Here is a 16675-nt window from a genome sequence, read left to right as displayed (position 1 = left end):
GTGACGTGTAATCCGCGTCGCTCGTTTGCGTTTCGTCCCCTTGCTCTCGCACACTGCGCGCCTTGGATCGGATTCGGACGCAGCACATCATGAAACTTGCGCTACATACCAAAGTGCTGATCGGCTTTGTCGCCGGAACGCTGGCGGGTCTCGCTGCGTACAAGTTCGGCCAGGACTCGAGCTTCGTCACGGGTTTGATCGACTATATCGCCGCACCGGTCGGCCAGTTGTTTTTGCGCTTGCTGTTCATGCTGGTATTGCCGCTGATGTTTACCGCGCTGATCCTCGGCGTCACCGAACTCGGCGACATCGCCAGTCTCGGGCGTGTCGGCGGTCGCATGCTGGTCTACACCGCCGTGGTGACGTCGATTGCGATCGGCGTTGGCCTGGTCGTGGTGAATGTGATCAAGCCCGGGGTCGGGCTCGATCCGGCCACGCTTGCCGCTGTGATCCACGGCTCGAGCGACAAGGCCCGCGCGATTGCCGACGCGCATCCGAGCCTTTCCGGCGTCGAGCTGATCCTCGGCGTCGTGCCGAAAAACGTCGTGCATGCGGCGGCTGACGATCAATTGCTCGCGGTGATGTTTTTTGCGCTCATGCTCGGCATCGCGATGGTGCTCAAGCCGACGCCGGCCACCGAAGCCTTCCGTCAGATGGTGAAAGGTCTGAACGAGCTCGTGATGACCTTGATCGGGCTCGTGATCAAACTGACGCCGTACGCGGTCGCCGCGCTGATGTTTGCGCTGAGCGCGCGCTTCGGTTGGGATCTGCTCGGCAAGCTCGGCAAATACGCGATCACGGTGATCCTGGCGATCGCGATCCACATGTTCGTGATACTCGCGCTGTGGGTAAAAACCGTGGGCCGCATGAGCCCGCTGAAATTTTTCCGCGAGAGTCAGGAAGCGATTCTCACCGCGTTCTCCACCGCATCCAGCACCGGCACCTTGCCGACCACGATCAAGGTCGCCGAGCAAAATCTCAAGCTGCCGCCGAAAGTCGCGCGTTTTGTGCTGACCATCGGCGCGAGTGCGAATCATCACGGCACGGCGCTGTTCGAGGGCCTCACCACGATATTTCTCGCGCAGTGTTACGGCGTCGATCTGAGCGTCGCGCAACAAGCGATGGTGATGGGTTTATGCATCGTCGGCAGCATCGGTACAGCAGGTGTGCCGGCGGGATCGTTGCCTGTGATCGCAATGATCCTGGGTTATCTGCATGTACCACCGGAATCGATCGGCCTGATCCTTGGCGTCGACCGATTTCTTGACATGTGCCGCACCGCGCTTAACGTCACTGGCGACCTCGCCACTGCGGTGGTGATATCGCGCAGTGAGCTGCCGGATACCCCTGATGTGGCGCTGACTGGCGAGGCGCATTAGGGACCTACGATTGACCGTCGTATGATGCGATCGAGCGGTCGGATCGAGAGAGTGGCATGCGCGGTTCTTTGCGCCTTGTGTGGATTTGCGGTGTTGCGCTGACGTGTTTGTCACGCGTCGCGTTCGCGCAAGATTTGCCGTGGCAGTACTGGACGAGACCGAGTCTATTGGCGCGTCTCGATCCAAGCGACATGGTGCTGGAACACTCATCGCATTGTTACGGCGGCTGTCGTTACGATCGCGATGGTTTTTCCGCGCCGACGCCGCTGGCGAATAATCCGTATCCGAATCGCGGGCTGTATTCGAGCGGCGGTGAAATCACGATATTCGATGATCTTGGTGCCGGTGCGCTCACGCGATTCTGGCTAACCACCGGCGATGGTATGAGCCGCTGCATCGATCCGGCGATCAGCGCAAAGATTTATCTCGACGGCGCCAGTACGCCGACTCTGAGCTTGCCGCTCGCGGCGTTGTTCGATGGCAGTACCGTGCCGTTCCAGCCACCGCTCGTGAGCGATCGGAGCAGCTCCAGTGGCGGTTATGTGAGTTACGTGCCCATAACGTATGCGCAGGGTTTACGCATCAGCTTGAGCGATGTGCAAGGGCTGCCGAATCCGTGCATTCCGGTACTCGGCGGCGATCCCGATTATCAGCATCTGCTGTGGTATCAATTCCAGTATCACCGTCTGCCGCCCGGCACGGTCGGCAGTAGTTTTTCCGCGGCCAGCACATTTCCCGCCCTCACGAATTTTCTCGCGCATCACGGTGATGATCCGTGGGCCGGTGGCTTGGCTGCGCTGTCAGCGACAACGGCATTTTCGGCGGGAGATAGCCATACCTTGCTCATGCAAAATGGCAGCGGTTGGTTGCGTGGCCTGCGTTTGCACGTACCACGCAACGCCTACGACAGCTTGCATCTGCGCGTAGATATCGATGGGTCGAGCAGCATCGATTTGCCGCTATCGGCATTTTTCGCGACGCCTACAACTACGCTCACACCACCGCGCGGTGTGTTGCTCGGCGAGGATGTTTCGGGCTGGGTATACGCATGGTTTCCGATGCCATTCCGGCAGTCCGTGCAAGTCACATTGGTAGCCGATAACACGCTGGCCGCGAGTACCAGCGTCGATAGCGAACTGACACTGGATAACACGATTGTGCCGGCCGATGCTGCGCCGTTTTTCGCGACCCAAAGTCAGCAATGCGGCGTTGCTTCCGACTTGGTGTTGCTGACGCAATTCGGTGCCGGGCGCATCGTCGGCATCAGCGGCGAGTATCACGCGAACGGCGTGACCGATGCGGGTTATCTCGAAGGCGATGAGCGGGTTTACATCGACGGCTCAGCGCAGCCGCATTGGTATGGCACCGGGCTTGAGGATTTTTTCAACGGCGGATTCTATTTCGACGGCGGCGGCAACGGCATGCGCGAATATTCGCAGGCATTTTCCGGCGCGAGCCATGTCGATATCAGCGCCACCACGAATGCGTGGCGGTTACTGCTGGGCGACAGTTTGACCTGGCAAAACGCGCTGGATTTTCGTCTGGAGCCGGGCGCGGCGCCGAACCAGTCCGTACCGACTTGCGCCAACGTGGTGTTCTACGGTTATGGACAGCGGCAAGTGTTGTTGTCGCCATATGCGCAGTTCGACGTGGGTGCCGCGAATGCGTCGTCGCGTTTTGGTTATCAGCATCCTGTCAGTGCGACTTGCAGCGCTTTGAACGGCGCGAATTACGAGAGTGAGCCGCCGACATCGCGCAGCGCCACGAGCTGTCATCTGGTCGATGGCAGCAGCAGTTTCCACTTCGATTTGCCGATGTCAGCGATACCGCTGCGCTTGCGCCGTGTGCTCGATGTACAGATGGCGAGCGTACCGGCGCAAATCAAGGTGAATGGAGTGACAGCCGGATATTTCCCGTATGCCGCCGCCGATCCGCTGCGCTATTGGCAGGATCAGGATGCACCGCTGTCAGGTGTCGCCGCGGGCAGCAGTTTTGCGATCGAAGTCATCCCGCTATTCGGCGCGCCCAGCGCCGCCACACAATTCAGCGAATCGGCGTATGCCTTATGGGGCGCACCGACGGATGGGATTTTTCGCGATGGCTTTGATCTGCCGTCGCCTTGAACAATCGGCGTCGGCGAACAGCTTGTGATCGCGCCGAAAAATCGAGCGCGCAAAAAAAGGCCCGCATCCGGCGGGCCATGAACCTGTGGAGTCCGTCCTGGACTTTTCGTACTGGAGGAGTGCGGGGTTTACTGTTTAGAAACGGTACTCGGCATTCACCGAAAGCATCTTGGAACTCAGATCGAAATCGCTCTTTTTCGCGCTGTAGTAATCGTAGTTCACACCGAGGCTGACATTGCTCGAAAAATCGTAACCGACACCAACGCCGCCGTAAGGCTTGTAGCCGTCAGTGCTGGTGCGCACGATGACCGCGTTGCCGATGCTGTCGAGGCCGCCGAGTTGCGCGTTGCCGTCGAAGTGATAAACGCCGGCGCGACCGCTCACGTAAAAATTGTCGCCGACCGGAATATGTACATTGCCGCCAACGGTTGGGCCATGAACCTTGGCTTTCAGGCTCAAAGGCGTGGTGCCGACCGTGACATTCTGTTTGTACGAACCCAAATCCGTGTAACCGACTTCGACGCCGAACAAGCCCCAGCGATAACCGCCGTTGAGGGTGTAGCCGGTATCGTTGGTATCGAACGGACTCTTGTTGACTTCGGTGCGGCCGACACCGCCGTTGATGAAATAACCGCCGTTATAGGCCGCATCCGCGGCGAAACTCGATGTCGACAGCGCGGCGAAACCGGTGGTCGCCAAGGCAATGGCCAATAGGGTTTTTTTCACGACTTTCTCCTGCTTATTGATAAAAAAATCTGTGACTCAAATTTTCCAAAACCGCGCGCTGAAACTCTTTGAATGGCGCGGTTGTGGTGACGGCAATCAAGTTATGGTCATCGTCCTGGCATTTCAAGACTCAGCGGTACAGAAAATAGTTCCGCTCGCGGATTTTGCTGTTCAGTCGGGCTTTAGATGCCTGAACATGGCGGTCGCGCGAGATCTCCGCGCGACAAGGTCGGCGCACATCGGCGACAATGCCGCCCTGCGTGGCCCGCGCCGCCCCCGATTCCCCTACCAGAGAGTTCCGCATGACCAGCCGTAGAGAGCTCGCCAACGCCATCCGTGCGTTATCCATGGACGCGGTCGAAGCCGCCAAATCCGGCCATCCCGGCGCGCCGATGGGCATGGCGGATATCGCCGAAGTGTTGTGGAACGATTTCCTCAGCCACAACCCGAAAAATCCGAAGTGGTTCAATCGCGATCGGTTCGTATTGTCGAACGGGCATGGCTCGATGCTGCTGTATTCTCTGTTGCACCTGAGCGGTTACGACTTGCCGATCGAGCAGATCAAGCGCTTCCGCCAACTGCATTCGAAAACCGCCGGGCATCCCGAGTACAGCGAAACGCCGGGCGTCGAAACCACCACCGGCCCGCTCGGTCAGGGTTTGGCCAACGCGGTCGGTATGGCGCTTGCGGAAAAGGTGCTCGCGGCGCGTTTCAACCAGCCCGGTTTTGATGTGGTCGATCACCACACCTACGTGCTGCTCGGCGACGGTTGCCTGATGGAAGGCATCTCGCACGAAGTCTGCTCGTTGGCCGGCGCGCTTAAGCTCGGCAAGCTCATCGCGATCTACGACGATAACGATATTTCGATCGACGGCAAGGTGGTCGGCTGGTTTCGCGACGACACGCCCGCGCGTTTCGAGGCGTATGGCTGGAAGGTGATTCGTCACGTCGATGGCCACAATGCCGACGCCGTGCATGCCGCGATCGCGCAGGCAAAAACGCACGACATGCCGACCTTGATCTGCTGCAAGACCGTGATCGGTTTTGGCGCGCCGAAAAAGGCCGGCACCGAAGGCGCGCACGGTGCGCCGCTCGGTGCCGAGGAAATCGCCGGCGCGCGCGCCGCGCTCGGTTGGAGCCACGCCCCGTTCGTCATTCCGCAGGAAATCTACGCCTCGTGGAATGCGCAGTTGAAAGGCGAGGCGCGCGAACAAACCTGGCACGCGGTATTCGCAAAGTATACAAATGCGCATCCCGATCTGGCCGCCGAATTGCAGCGCCGCATCAACGGCGATCTGCCGCACGGCTGGGAGCTCAGCGCTCAGGCGTATATCGTGAAACTGCAACACGAAGGCCCGGTCGTTGCGTCACGCAAGGCATCGCAAATGGCGTTGGATGCGTTCGGCCCGCTGTTGCCGGAACTGATCGGCGGTTCGGCCGATCTCGCGCATTCCAACCTCACGTTGTGGAAAGGCTCGCGTGATATCAAGCTCGGCGACGAGAACGGCAACTACGTTTATTACGGCGTGCGCGAATTCGGCATGAGCGCGATCAGCAACGGCATCGCGCTGCACGGCGCGCTGATTCCGTATGACGCCACTTTCCTCGTGTTCTCGGATTATTCGCGTAACGCGTTGCGCATGAGCGCGCTGATTCCAGCCGGCGCGATCCACGTGTTCACGCATGACTCGATCGGCCTCGGCGAAGACGGCCCGACGCATCAACCGGTCGAGCATCTGGCGAGCCTGCGCTACATCCCGAACAACCATGTCTGGCGGCCTTGTGATGCGGTGGAATCGGCGGTCGCGTGGAAGGCCGCGATCGAGCGCCGCGATGGCCCGAGTTGCCTGATTTTCTCGCGTCAGAATCTGCAGCATCAGCTGCGCGACAAAACCCAATTGGCCGATATCGCGCGTGGCGGTTATGTGCTGCTCGATCCGCTGAATGCCAAGGTGCAGATCATCCTCATGGCGACCGGTTCCGAAGTCGAACTCGCGATGCACGCCGCGCGCGAACTCGATGCGCAAGGTATAGGTGTGCGCGTGGTTTCGATGCCGAGTACTGACGTGTTCGATGCGCAACCGCTGGAATATCGCGAAGGCGTATTGCCGGGCTGGTGTCGCAAACGTGTCGCGGTCGAAGCGGGCGTTACCGACTTCTGGCGCAAATATGTCGGGCTGGATGGCGCTGTGATCGGCATTGACAGTTTTGGCGCATCGGCGCCGGCGGAAGCTCTGTACAAGCATTTCGGCATCACCGCCGAACATGTGCTGGCTGCTGCGAAAGCACTACTTTAAGCGCTAAAATACCCGCCCACTCGCCTCACTGCCTGGAGTCGCTACATGCCCATTAAAGTCGCCATCAACGGTTACGGTCGCATCGGTCGCAATATCCTGCGCGCGTTGTACGAATCGAATCGCACGCACGAAATCCAGGTGGTCGCGATCAACGATCTGGGCGACGCCGAAACCAACGCGCACCTCACGCGTTACGACACCGCGCATGGTCGTTTTCCGCATGAAGTCGAGGTGGATGGCGGCGATCTGATCATCAAGGGCGATCGCATCAAGGTGTTCGCCGAGCGTGATCCGGCCAAGTTGCCGTGGGGCGCACTGGGTGTCGATGTCGTGCTCGAATGCACCGGTTTTTTCACCAGCAAGGCCAAGGCTGGCGCGCATATTGCGGCCGGTGCGAAGAAGGTGATCATCTCCGCACCCGGCGATAAAGATGTCGATGGCACGATCGTCTACGGTGTCAATCATCACACCCTGACCGCCGCGCATCAGGTGATTTCGAATGCGTCATGCACCACCAACTGCCTCGCGCCGCTGGCGAAAGTGCTGCACGAAAAAATCGGCATCGTGCATGGCTTGATGACGACCATTCACGCCTACACCAACGATCAGGTTTTGACCGACGTATTCCACAGCGATCTGCGTCGCGCACGCTCGGCAACCATGAGCCAGATCCCGACCAAAACCGGCGCCGCCGCGGCAGTCGGATTGGTGTTGCCGGAACTCAACGGCAAGCTCGACGGTTTCTCGATGCGCGTGCCGACCATCAATGTCTCGGTGGTCGATCTTTGTTTTGTCGCCGCACGCGCTACCAGCAAAGAAGAAATCGACGCGGTGATGAAAGAAGCCTCCGAAGGTGCGTTCAAGGGCATCATCGGCGTCAATACCAAGCCGTTGGTTTCAGTCGATTTCAATCACGATCCACGCAGCTCGGTCTACGATGCCACGCTGACCAAAGTCATGGGCGGCACGATGGTCAAGGTACTGTCGTGGTACGACAACGAATGGGGTTTCTCGAACCGCATGCTCGATACCACGCTCGCGCTGATCGCTGCACGCTGATCGAATCTGCACGTTAAAAAATCTGCGTAAAACCGGCCCCCGCATTGCCTCGCATGCGGGGGATTTTTTTGTCTTTTGTATTTGCGCTGCAAAACGACCGCGCAACCGGCACCGCAACGCCAGCCGTGTTTACCAATCCGTCGGCTTGTAATCCTTCAAGAATTTCCCCCACACGTGCTCGCCGGTATTAATGCCGCTGATGATCGGATCGACGATCCGCGCGGCACCGTCGAGGATGTCGAGCGGTGGATGGAAGCGTTCCTCCAGCACCTTTTTCGCAGCGATTTCCGCCGGATCCTCGTCGGTCACCCACCCGGTGTCGACGCTGTTCATGTGGATGCCGTCGTTGTGGTAATCGGTCGCCGCGGTGCGCGTCATCATGTTGAGCGCGGCCTTCGCCATGTTCGTGTGCGGGTGTTTGGTGGTCTTGAAGTTGCGGTAGAACTGGCCCTCCACCGCAGACACGTTGACGATGTGCTTGTCGCGCCCCGGTGTGCGCAGCATCAACGGTTTCAGGCGCGCGTTGATGATGAACGGCGCGATCGCGTTGACCAGTTGCACTTCGAGCAGTTCGACCGAAGGCACTTCGTCCATCTGCAGACGCCATGAATTGCGGCCGCGCAGGTCGATCTGCTGCAGATCCTGGTCGAGGCGGCCTTCGGGGAATAGGTGCGACTGTGCCAGCAATTCCTCGGGGAGCAGCGGAATCTGCGACAGCTCGGCGGCACGCGTCAGTCCGGGAATCGCCGATGCGCCACCACCACGCGCCGCCAGCGCGGATGGCGTATCGGGCAGGATCTGCGAACTGCGCAGGCCCTCGTAATGGCCGACCAGTTTGCGCACGCGTTCCGGTGTGTCGTGCAGCGCGGCGGTTTCGCCGTCCATCATGTGCGCGTAGAACTCGGGCGGCCGGCGCACGGTCTGGCACGCGTTGTTGATGATGAAATCAAGACGCGTCCGGGTCGCGACCAGTTCCTGACAGAACGCCTCGACACTCGGCGTGTGGCGCAAGTCGAGGCCGAAAATCTGCAAGCGATGGCCCCATTCTCCGAAGTCTTCTTCCTCGGCGTAGCGCGCTGCGGAATCACGCGGAAAGCGCGTGGTCACGATCAGTTCGGCGCCAGCGCGCAGCAGTTTTAGTCCGGCCTGATAGCCGATCTTTACGCGACCGCCGGTCAGCAATGCAACGCGGCCGTGCAGGTCGGCCAGCTCGCTGCGCTTGGCGAAATTGAACGCAGCGCAGGTCGGGCAGAGCTGGTCGTAGAATACATCGATGGTCGAATATTTTTGCTTGCAGACATAGCAATGCTGCGGCTCGATCGTTTCGCGTTGCTGCGGCTCATCGCTATCGCTGTCGTGCGCCGTGAAGCCCTTGGGTGGAAACACGTTCGGCGTGGTGAACACGGGCTTGCGGCGCAGCGTGCGGATGCCGGTCTGGTTGAGCAGAGCCTCTTCGACGCGGATCTGCTCCTTGTTGCGCTCGCGTAAGGCGGTCTTGCGTTTTTGCCGGCGCACGGCCGGGTCGGGGGCATAGACCCGAGCGACCGCCTGGTTCAAGCGCTTGCAGTCATCGTCGGGTAATCGTTCCAGCAGACCACGGTCGGCAGCGACCGCTTCGAGCAGTTCCGCCGCCGCACGCAGGCGTTCGAGCAGCGCAAGGTCAGCCGCATCCGGCGGTTGCGGGGTGGCCGTTTTCATCATCACAAAGCGTATTCCGTCATCGAGTGGGCAGGGGGCTGCGCGTAGTGCGCGGGGCGATTCGCAGACTGCGCGCCGCCAACGGCGTATTTTGCCCGGTTTCGAATGAACTTCGGGGATTCTGGCCGGCAAATGTCGAAAGTACGAATATGAGCGACAGATCAAAACGCCGTCATTGCAGATGCAAGTTCACTACAAGCAAATGGCGATCATTTGAGTTTGCGTACTGCAATGGTCAGAAGATCTCGCGCGCAAGGTTATGTGTGATTACAAGACGCGATCCTTGGCTGCACGCTAGCGCTCTGGCTGTGCTTATTCAATCAATACTGCTAGGCGCAGCAACTTGTGTACGAGGACCGAATGCGGAGGCGGGACTTAAACCGGCCAATGTTGCGAGCCGCATTCTTTCCTTTACGGCCGAATAGACATTCAGGAGTGTACCGAAAATTATCCCTACTAGAAGGCTTACGGCCATATGCGCGGCCGCATTGAAGCCCGCTCTTAGGGCTAGCCCATTTTCCGAAGTCACGGTCGCGCCATTCACTGAAAAAATGGTCCAAAAAAGTATTCCGAGGGCACCAATTTTGAACAATACGTCAGCTAGAAAGAAACTAGGACAGTCGATCATCGCAGTAAGTTTGTTTCGTCTTGCTGCGGCATATTTGTTGATTTCTGCTTTGAATTTGGTGCTCGCCACTTTTGTCGCGGAACCTATCTCTCCTCGCTGCTGCCGTGTTCCAAGCAACGCAACGAGTAAGCTGATTACCCCTAGCCATTCACCAAAGTTCATTTTTACTCTCCCACGAAACTGCTGCGGCTCAGCCGCAAAGAAATTGCTGAACCAAAGCCTCGGTTTCAAACCGAACTTTACTCGATCGGCGGTGCCAGCGGTTGGAGTCGCACTTATGCATGGCGCGTAAGTGCTGGATCACCAATGTTCGGCGGCCTTCGCCAGCTTGCCGTGCGTCTTTATCTTCTCTATGCGTTCAAAAGATTGCGGTGCGTAGAGGATTTTAGGGACGGGGTCTTAGAGAGGTCTGATCTTGCATTGACACATGAAATCCGAGTCCAGCCCGCAATGGGCTTTTGCCTCCTGATTGGGTGCCTCTTGGGTCTATGTGGTGATGCGTGCCGGTATGCGAATCAGCATTGAGAATGTCGACGAGAGTCCAAGTCGTGGAGGTAATTTTATATTCCACACATCTATTGAGGCGCTTGCGCTTGCTTGCCGAAACCTGAACGCGCGGCAGACACCCGTCAACGCCACTATCTCCCGAACGTTTTTCGGATCACGACACCAGAAACTGGCGTCATGGTCCAACTACTCGGGAGAACTTTATGCGCAAGCAAATCTTATCGCTGATCGTCGCTGGCGGACTCGCTACCGCCGTCTTATCGCAACCTGCCGCTGCCGGGGTTTTTCTCGGCGTGAATATCGGCGTTGCGCCGCCGGAGCGTGCAGTTGAAGTGGTGCCCGCTGCGCGGGTTGGTTATGTGTGGGCGCCGGGATATTGGCGCTGGGATGGTCATCGCCACGTGTGGGCGAATGGCTATTGGGTGCGCGGACGTCCGGGCTACGAATATCGCGCCGCGTACTGGGAACACGCCGGGCCGAACTGGCGTTTCCATGACGGCTATTGGGCGCGTCATCGTTAACCCGCAAGACACGCGCATGCCGTTTTGCATGCGCAGTTCATGACGGCATAATGCGAGGTCGCGAGCGGCAAGCCAGCCGGATCGCGCCTCGCCTCTGGAGCCGAAATGACCTTTATCCGCATGACCGATCTCGACCTGCGCGGCAAACGCGTGCTGATCCGCGAGGATCTGAACGTGCCGCTCAAGGATGGCCGGATCACGGCCACGCAGCGCCTCGAAGCCGCGTTGCCGACGATCAAGCTCGCGCGCGATGCGGGCGCCAAGGTGTTGGTGATGTCGCATATCGGGCGTCCGAAGGAAGGCAGCTTCGAGGCATCCGAATCTTTGCAGCCAGTCGCTGAGTGGCTGGCGCATGCGCTCGGCCAGCCGGTGCGCCTGCAACGTGATTATCTCGATGGCGTGGAGGTCGCCGCCGGCGAAGTTGTGCTGCTGGAAAATTGCCGCATGAATATCGGCGAAGGCAAGGACGACGAGGCGCTGGCGAAAAAATATGCGGCGTTGTGCGATGTGTTTGTGATGGATGCATTCGGCACCGCGCATCGCGCCCAGGCGAGCACGCATGGCGTGATCCGCTTCGCGCCGATTGCTGCCGCCGGCCCGCTGCTCAGCGCCGAACTCGATGCGCTCGGCAAGGCGCTGTTGCATCCGGCGCGACCGTTACTAGCGATCGTCGCCGGCTCGAAAGTATCGACCAAACTGACCTTGCTCGAAACGCTCGCGGCGAAGGTCGATCAGCTCATCGTCGGCGGTGGCATTGCCAACACGTTTATCGCCGCCGCCGGTTTTGCGATCGGCAAATCGCTGGTCGAAAACGATCTGCTCGACGCTGCGAAAAAAGTCATTGCCGACGCCAAGGCGCGTGGTGCGGACGTACCGATTCCGAGCGATGTCGTCGTCGCGAAAGCGTTTTCCGCCGATGCTGCTGCGACCGTCAAACAGGTCGCCGATGTCGCGGCTGATGACATGATTCTCGACATCGGCCCCGACACCGCCAAGCGTTATGCGGCGATGATCGCGCAAGCCGGCACGGTGGTGTGGAACGGCCCGGTCGGCGTATTCGAGTTCGATCAATTCGGCGGCGGCACCGAAACGCTCGCGCATGCGATCGCAGACTCGAACGCGTTTTCGATTGCCGGCGGCGGCGACACGATTGCCGCGGTGGAAAAATACGGCGTCGCGGAAAAAATTTCGTATATCTCCACTGGCGGCGGCGCATTCCTCGAATTTCTCGAAGGCAAGGAATTGCCGGCGGTCGTCGCGCTCAAGGCACGCGCGAATTGATCGAAACCCGTGTTGGCAGTTTGTGTATCGCGCCGTGCATGCAAACTGCGAATCCGTGCGCCTTATCGCAGACATGCGAATGCTAAAGTTGGAATCGAAAAATACGCGCTGATCGTTGCGAGTATCAGATTTTTTGCTTGAGCTTACGCTCACTGAAAACGAGGAAGCCATGATGTTGTATCGCTGGATTCTGTGCGCCGCACTGCTGTTCTGCCTCGTTATGCCAGGTCTCACGCGTGCCGCGCCGGACGCTTTGCTACGCGGTCAGCTCGAACTGGTCTGGGGCGATGCCGCGCCGGATGCGATTGATCGCACCTCGCCGTTGCTCGTGACTTTGGTGACTGACGATGGTCGGCGTATCGCACTCGATCCTGCGCGCGCGCGCCGCGCGGCGGGCGATCTCTATCGGCTACAGGGCAAACGTATCGCGGTCATGCCGGCGCAATTGCTGGCCGATAAAACGCAGCCCGAATTGCTCGCCGTGGAATCGATGGTGCCGATCGATGCCGCGATTGATGCGATGAATGCGCCGAACGCCGTGATCGGAACGCAAGCGTGGGTGTCGATCCTGTGCAAGTTCAGCGACAACGTAACTGAGCCAAAAGATCTGACGTATTTCGGCAATATGCTGTCGAACCAGAGCGGCCGGCTCGACGACTATTGGCGCACCGTTTCGTACGGCAAGGTCAATGTCGCCGGCAGCATGGCGTATGGCTGGTTTGTGCTGCCGCATCCGCGCGCGTTTTATATCCCGGCGAATGGCAGCGCCAATCTCAGCCAGCTTTTCAGCGATTGCACGGCGGCGGCGGATAGTACGGTGAATTTTTCGCTGTTCGTCGGCATCAATCAGATGTTCAACGATAATCTCGATTGTTGCGCGTGGGGCGGCAGCCGCTACACCACGCTCGACGGCAAGACCGGTTCGTGGCGCGTGACGTGGGAGCCGCCGTGGGGCTACCAGAACGAGGCGCCGCTGGCGCATGAAATGGGTCATGGATTCGGCTTGCCGCACGCCAACAATTCCGATCTCGACACCGATCCCTACGACAATCCGTGGGATGTGATGAGTGATGCCTGGCACAACGCGGCCAGCGATACGACGTACGGTGCACAACCGAAACACATCAATGTCTATGATCGCGACAAGCTCGGCTGGATCGACGCTGCGCGCAAGCTTGTCATCAGCTTGCCGGGCAATTATCCGAACCTGCAACTCGATCGCGCCAGCCTGATCGGTTCGACGCATTTGCAGATGATCCAGGTGAGTTTGCCGGGCGCTGCAACAACGCATTATTACGTTATCGAGGCGCGCAAGAAGATCGCCGCAAGTTATGAATCCAACCTCGCCGGCGATGCGGTCATCATCCACGAAGTCGACCAGACGCGAGCGGAACCCTCGTGGAGCGTGGATACGGATATTCCGCCGGCCAATGTGTCGAACAACGAAGGCTCGATGTTCAAGGTTGGCGAAAGCTGGAACGCGCCAGCGGGCGCGTTCAGCCTGCATGTCGATAGCAGCACTACCGATGGCTTTGTGTTGAGCCTCACGCGCGGTGCGGAAGACCTGCTGTTTCGCAACGGTTTCGAATAGCTCGCGCGCGGATTGACGCGGTTCTAGACGGTGCGCTGACGGCGCCGAAAACCCGTCGGGATTGGCCTCGTCCCGAATCCCGTTTGCGTGTTTCCAGCAGCGCGCGTTACGCTCCGCGCAGCAATCAATGCGTCGCGTTTCTCGGCGCCACGTATCTACAAATCACGCACCCAACCGATTCGAGGCTGACCCACCCATGCTCTATCTTTTCGACTTGGACGGAACATTGATTGACTCCGAAGCCGGCATTACCGGTTCGATGCGCTACGCCTTCGCGCAGATGGATTTCGCGCCACCGTCGGCAGAAATCCTGCGCACGTGGATCGGCCCACCCCTGCGCGTGACGTTTCCAACCGTGCTCGGCGACGATCCCGCGCTAACCGAAACCGCGATCGGCCACTACCGCACGCGTTTCGATCGCGAAGGCTGGGCCGAGCACACGGTGTATGACGAAATGCCCGAGCTCATCAGCGCCTTGCATGCGGCCGGGCATCAACTCGCCATCGTCACCACCAAGTTGCAGACGCAAGCGCAAAAGATCATCGATCACTCGCCGTTCGGTGCGGCGTTCGCGCGAGTCTACGGTCCCGATGGTGATGGTTTGCATGCCGGCAAGGCCGAATTAATCGCACGCGCGCTGGCCGATTTTTCCGCCGACTCTGCCGACACCACGATGATCGGCGATCGTTATTTCGATATCGAGGGCGCGCTGGCCAACGGCGTTTGTGCGATCGGCGTGTTGTGGGGATTTGGTAATCGGGATGAACTCGAAAGCGCTGGCGCGACCGAGATCGCGAGCACACCACAGGAGCTCGCCGCGCTGCTGCTTTGATGATCGTCGCGCGCATCTCACGCCGATCGTCGAGCCGCGTGTGCTCCAGCGGCAAAACCTTGTGCTAACTTAGCAGGCTCCCATTGCAGAGGCCCGCATCATGCTGACACCGAGTCGCCGTACCAAGATCATCGCCACGCTGGGGCCGGCCACCGATGCGCCCGGCATGCTGCGCAAGATTCTCGAAGAGGGCGTCGACGTGGTGCGCCTGAACTTGTCGCACGGACGCGCCGAGGATCATATCGAGCGCGCGCGGCTGGTGCGCGAGATGGCGATGGAACTCGGGCGCGAAGTCGCGATTCTGGCGGACTTGCAAGGCCCGAAAATCCGCATCGAAAAATTTGCGAGTGGCCCGGTTTTTCTCGAACCCGAACAACCGTTCGTGCTCGATTGCCGCGCTGACGCCGATGCCGGCACGATCGCCGGAATCGGCGTGAGTTATCTCGGTTTGCCGCGCGACGTGAAACCTGGCGACACGCTGCTGCTCGACGATGGCCTGATCGCACTGATGGTACTGCGCATCGACGGTACGCTCATTCATACCAGCGTGATTCACGGCGGCTGGCTGTCGGATCGCAAAGGCATCAATCGCATGGGCGGTGGCCTCAGCGTGGACGCGCTGACCGACAAGGATCGCAGCGATATCAAACTCGCCGCACAGATGGGCGCAGATTTTCTCGCGGTGTCGTTTGCGCGTTCCGCCGCCGACATGAATCAGGCGCGCACCTTGCTGCGTCAGGCCGGCGGCGATGCCGCGCTGGTGGCGAAAATCGAACGCGCCGAAGCGATCGATGTGCTTGGTGAGATCATCGATGCATCCGATGTGGTGATGGTCGCGCGCGGTGATCTTGGTGTGGAAATCGGCGATGCCGAATTGCCCGGCCTGCAGAAAAAAATCATCCGCGAAACCCTCGCGCGCAACAAGATCGTGATCACCGCGACGCAGATGATGCAGTCGATGGTCGAGTCGCCGATTCCGACGCGCGCCGAAGTGCTCGACGTCGCCAACGCCGTGATCGATGGCACCGACGCGGTGATGTTGTCGCAGGAAAGTGCGGCCGGCAAACACCCGGATAAAGCGGTCGCGGCGATGCGTCGCGTGTGCCTCGGCGCGGAACGCCAGTTCGAGTCGCGCGACGAGTTTGCACCGTCGTCGCACCGGCTCGATCGCAGCGATCAGGCGATTGCGATGAGCGCTATGTTCTTGTCGAGCCAGATCGGCGTGCGTGCGATCGTGGCCCTGACTGAGTCCGGCGGCACGGCGCAGTGGTTGTCGCGTTATCGCTCGGCGGTGCCGATCTTCGCGCTGTCGCGCAACGGCGCGGCGCGGCGACGCATGCTGATGTATCGCGATGTCTATCCGATCGATTTTGATCCGCAGGAACTCGAACCGACCAGCGCCGTGCACGAGGCGATCCTGCATCTGTTCACGCTCGGTCGGTTGGCCGAAAACGATCGCGTCATCGTCACGCTTGGCGATCACACCGGTCGCGGCGGCGGCACCAACACGCTCAAGCTCCTCAAGGTCGGGCCGAATGGGGCGGCGGAAGGGTTGGGCGATCTTTGATGACCAAAGCCACTTGGGTAACGCTGGCGTTTTTGTGTGTGTCCGTCATGGCCAATGTCATGTTGGCGTATTTGTGGATTGATCGATCGTTAACATTGAGTTACGTGAGTCAGAGTGCGGACTCCTCAGCTGATGCACTGCAAAATCTTATGAGGGTTTTAGAAACCGAGTGGCGAGGGTTGCCCGAGTCCGATGTGCTTCAGAAGCTGCAGAAAACTTTGTCGCAAAGTCCCAAGGCAGATCTGTATATCAAGAAGGATGAGGGCATTATCTGGTTTGGAAACGTGCCTTTTTACCTCGAACAAGGGGCGCTAAAACACATCGGTGGACAGTGAAGTCCCGCTATTTGGTTAACCAAAAAAAGCGTTTGTCAGATAATGTTTTGCAGCTTGGGCCGAGCAAGCCGATGCATTCTGGCCTATAATTCGCGCCCCTGAGTGCCGCCATTGCGCGTCGCACGAGCGAG

General features: G+C 59.4%; 13 protein-coding genes. 10 read left to right on the top strand and 3 right to left on the bottom strand.

What is annotated here, in order from left to right; genetic code table 11:
* The first annotated feature begins 89 nt into the window (after positions 1–89).
* A complete protein-coding gene (locus ELE36_RS17350) occupies positions 90–1379 on the top strand; it encodes a dicarboxylate/amino acid:cation symporter (protein ID WP_129835524.1) in 1290 nt (429 codons plus the stop codon).
* Positions 1380–1435: 56 nt separating this feature from the next.
* The gene (locus ELE36_RS17345) at positions 1436–3502 is read left to right on the top strand and encodes a DUF2961 domain-containing protein (protein WP_129835522.1); all 2067 of its coding nucleotides are present in this window, start codon (positions 1436–1438) and stop codon (positions 3500–3502) included.
* 135 nt (positions 3503–3637) lie between these two features.
* Here ELE36_RS17345 and ELE36_RS17340 read toward each other — a convergent pair whose 3' ends face one another.
* Positions 3638–4228: an outer membrane beta-barrel protein gene (locus ELE36_RS17340; RefSeq protein ID WP_129835520.1), complete on the bottom strand. Its 591-nt coding sequence runs from the start codon at positions 4226–4228 to the stop codon at positions 3638–3640.
* Positions 4229–4530: 302 nt separating this feature from the next.
* On the opposite strand from ELE36_RS17340, the gene tkt reads away from it, so the two are divergent.
* Together tkt and gap are read left to right on the top strand one after the other, a co-directional pair.
* Positions 4531–6525: a transketolase gene (gene tkt, locus ELE36_RS17335; protein ID WP_129835518.1), complete on the top strand. Its 1995-nt coding sequence runs from the start codon at positions 4531–4533 to the stop codon at positions 6523–6525.
* 45 nt (positions 6526–6570) lie between these two features.
* Entirely contained in the window at positions 6571–7584 is a 1014-nt protein-coding gene (gene gap, locus ELE36_RS17330) for a type I glyceraldehyde-3-phosphate dehydrogenase (protein WP_129835517.1), read from the top strand.
* A gap of 129 nt (positions 7585–7713) precedes the next feature.
* Here gap and ELE36_RS17325 read toward each other — a convergent pair whose 3' ends face one another.
* Together ELE36_RS17325 and ELE36_RS17320 are read right to left on the bottom strand one after the other, a co-directional pair.
* Positions 7714–9282, bottom strand: a complete 1569-nt coding sequence (locus tag ELE36_RS17325; RefSeq protein WP_165371726.1) for an SDR family NAD(P)-dependent oxidoreductase — start codon at positions 9280–9282, stop codon at positions 7714–7716.
* Between the two features lie 316 nt (positions 9283–9598).
* Positions 9599–10072, bottom strand: a complete 474-nt coding sequence (locus ELE36_RS17320; protein WP_129835515.1) for a hypothetical protein — start codon at positions 10070–10072, stop codon at positions 9599–9601.
* 548 nt (positions 10073–10620) lie between these two features.
* On the opposite strand from ELE36_RS17320, the gene ELE36_RS17315 reads away from it, so the two are divergent.
* The 6 genes from ELE36_RS17315 (at position 10621) to ELE36_RS17290 (ending at position 16544) form a co-directional block, all read left to right on the top strand.
* Positions 10621–10938, top strand: a complete 318-nt coding sequence (locus tag ELE36_RS17315) for a YXWGXW repeat-containing protein (RefSeq protein ID WP_129835513.1) — start codon at positions 10621–10623, stop codon at positions 10936–10938.
* A gap of 105 nt (positions 10939–11043) precedes the next feature.
* On the top strand, positions 11044–12219 hold the full coding sequence (locus ELE36_RS17310) for a phosphoglycerate kinase (RefSeq protein ID WP_129835511.1): 1176 nt from the start codon (positions 11044–11046) through the stop codon (positions 12217–12219).
* Between the two features lie 172 nt (positions 12220–12391).
* Complete coding sequence (locus ELE36_RS17305; RefSeq protein WP_129835509.1) at positions 12392–13810, top strand: metallopeptidase domain-containing protein; 1419 nt, start codon at positions 12392–12394, stop codon at positions 13808–13810.
* Between the two features lie 196 nt (positions 13811–14006).
* The gene (locus ELE36_RS17300) at positions 14007–14642 is read left to right on the top strand and encodes an HAD hydrolase-like protein (RefSeq protein ID WP_129835507.1); all 636 of its coding nucleotides are present in this window, start codon (positions 14007–14009) and stop codon (positions 14640–14642) included.
* 100 nt (positions 14643–14742) lie between these two features.
* Complete coding sequence (gene pyk / locus ELE36_RS17295) at positions 14743–16209, top strand: pyruvate kinase (protein ID WP_129835505.1); 1467 nt, start codon at positions 14743–14745, stop codon at positions 16207–16209.
* Positions 16209–16544: an Imm58 family immunity protein gene (locus tag ELE36_RS17290; protein ID WP_129835503.1), complete on the top strand. Its 336-nt coding sequence runs from the start codon at positions 16209–16211 to the stop codon at positions 16542–16544. Before pyk ends, ELE36_RS17290 begins: the two co-directional genes overlap by 1 nt.
* Positions 16545–16675: the final 131 nt, after the last annotated feature.

This window comes from Pseudolysobacter antarcticus, from assembly GCF_004168365.1.
GTDB lineage: Bacteria > Pseudomonadota > Gammaproteobacteria > Xanthomonadales > Rhodanobacteraceae > Pseudolysobacter > Pseudolysobacter antarcticus.
The sequence above is the reverse complement of the archived record's forward strand: the minus strand, read 5'-3'. Positions and strand labels throughout refer to the sequence as shown.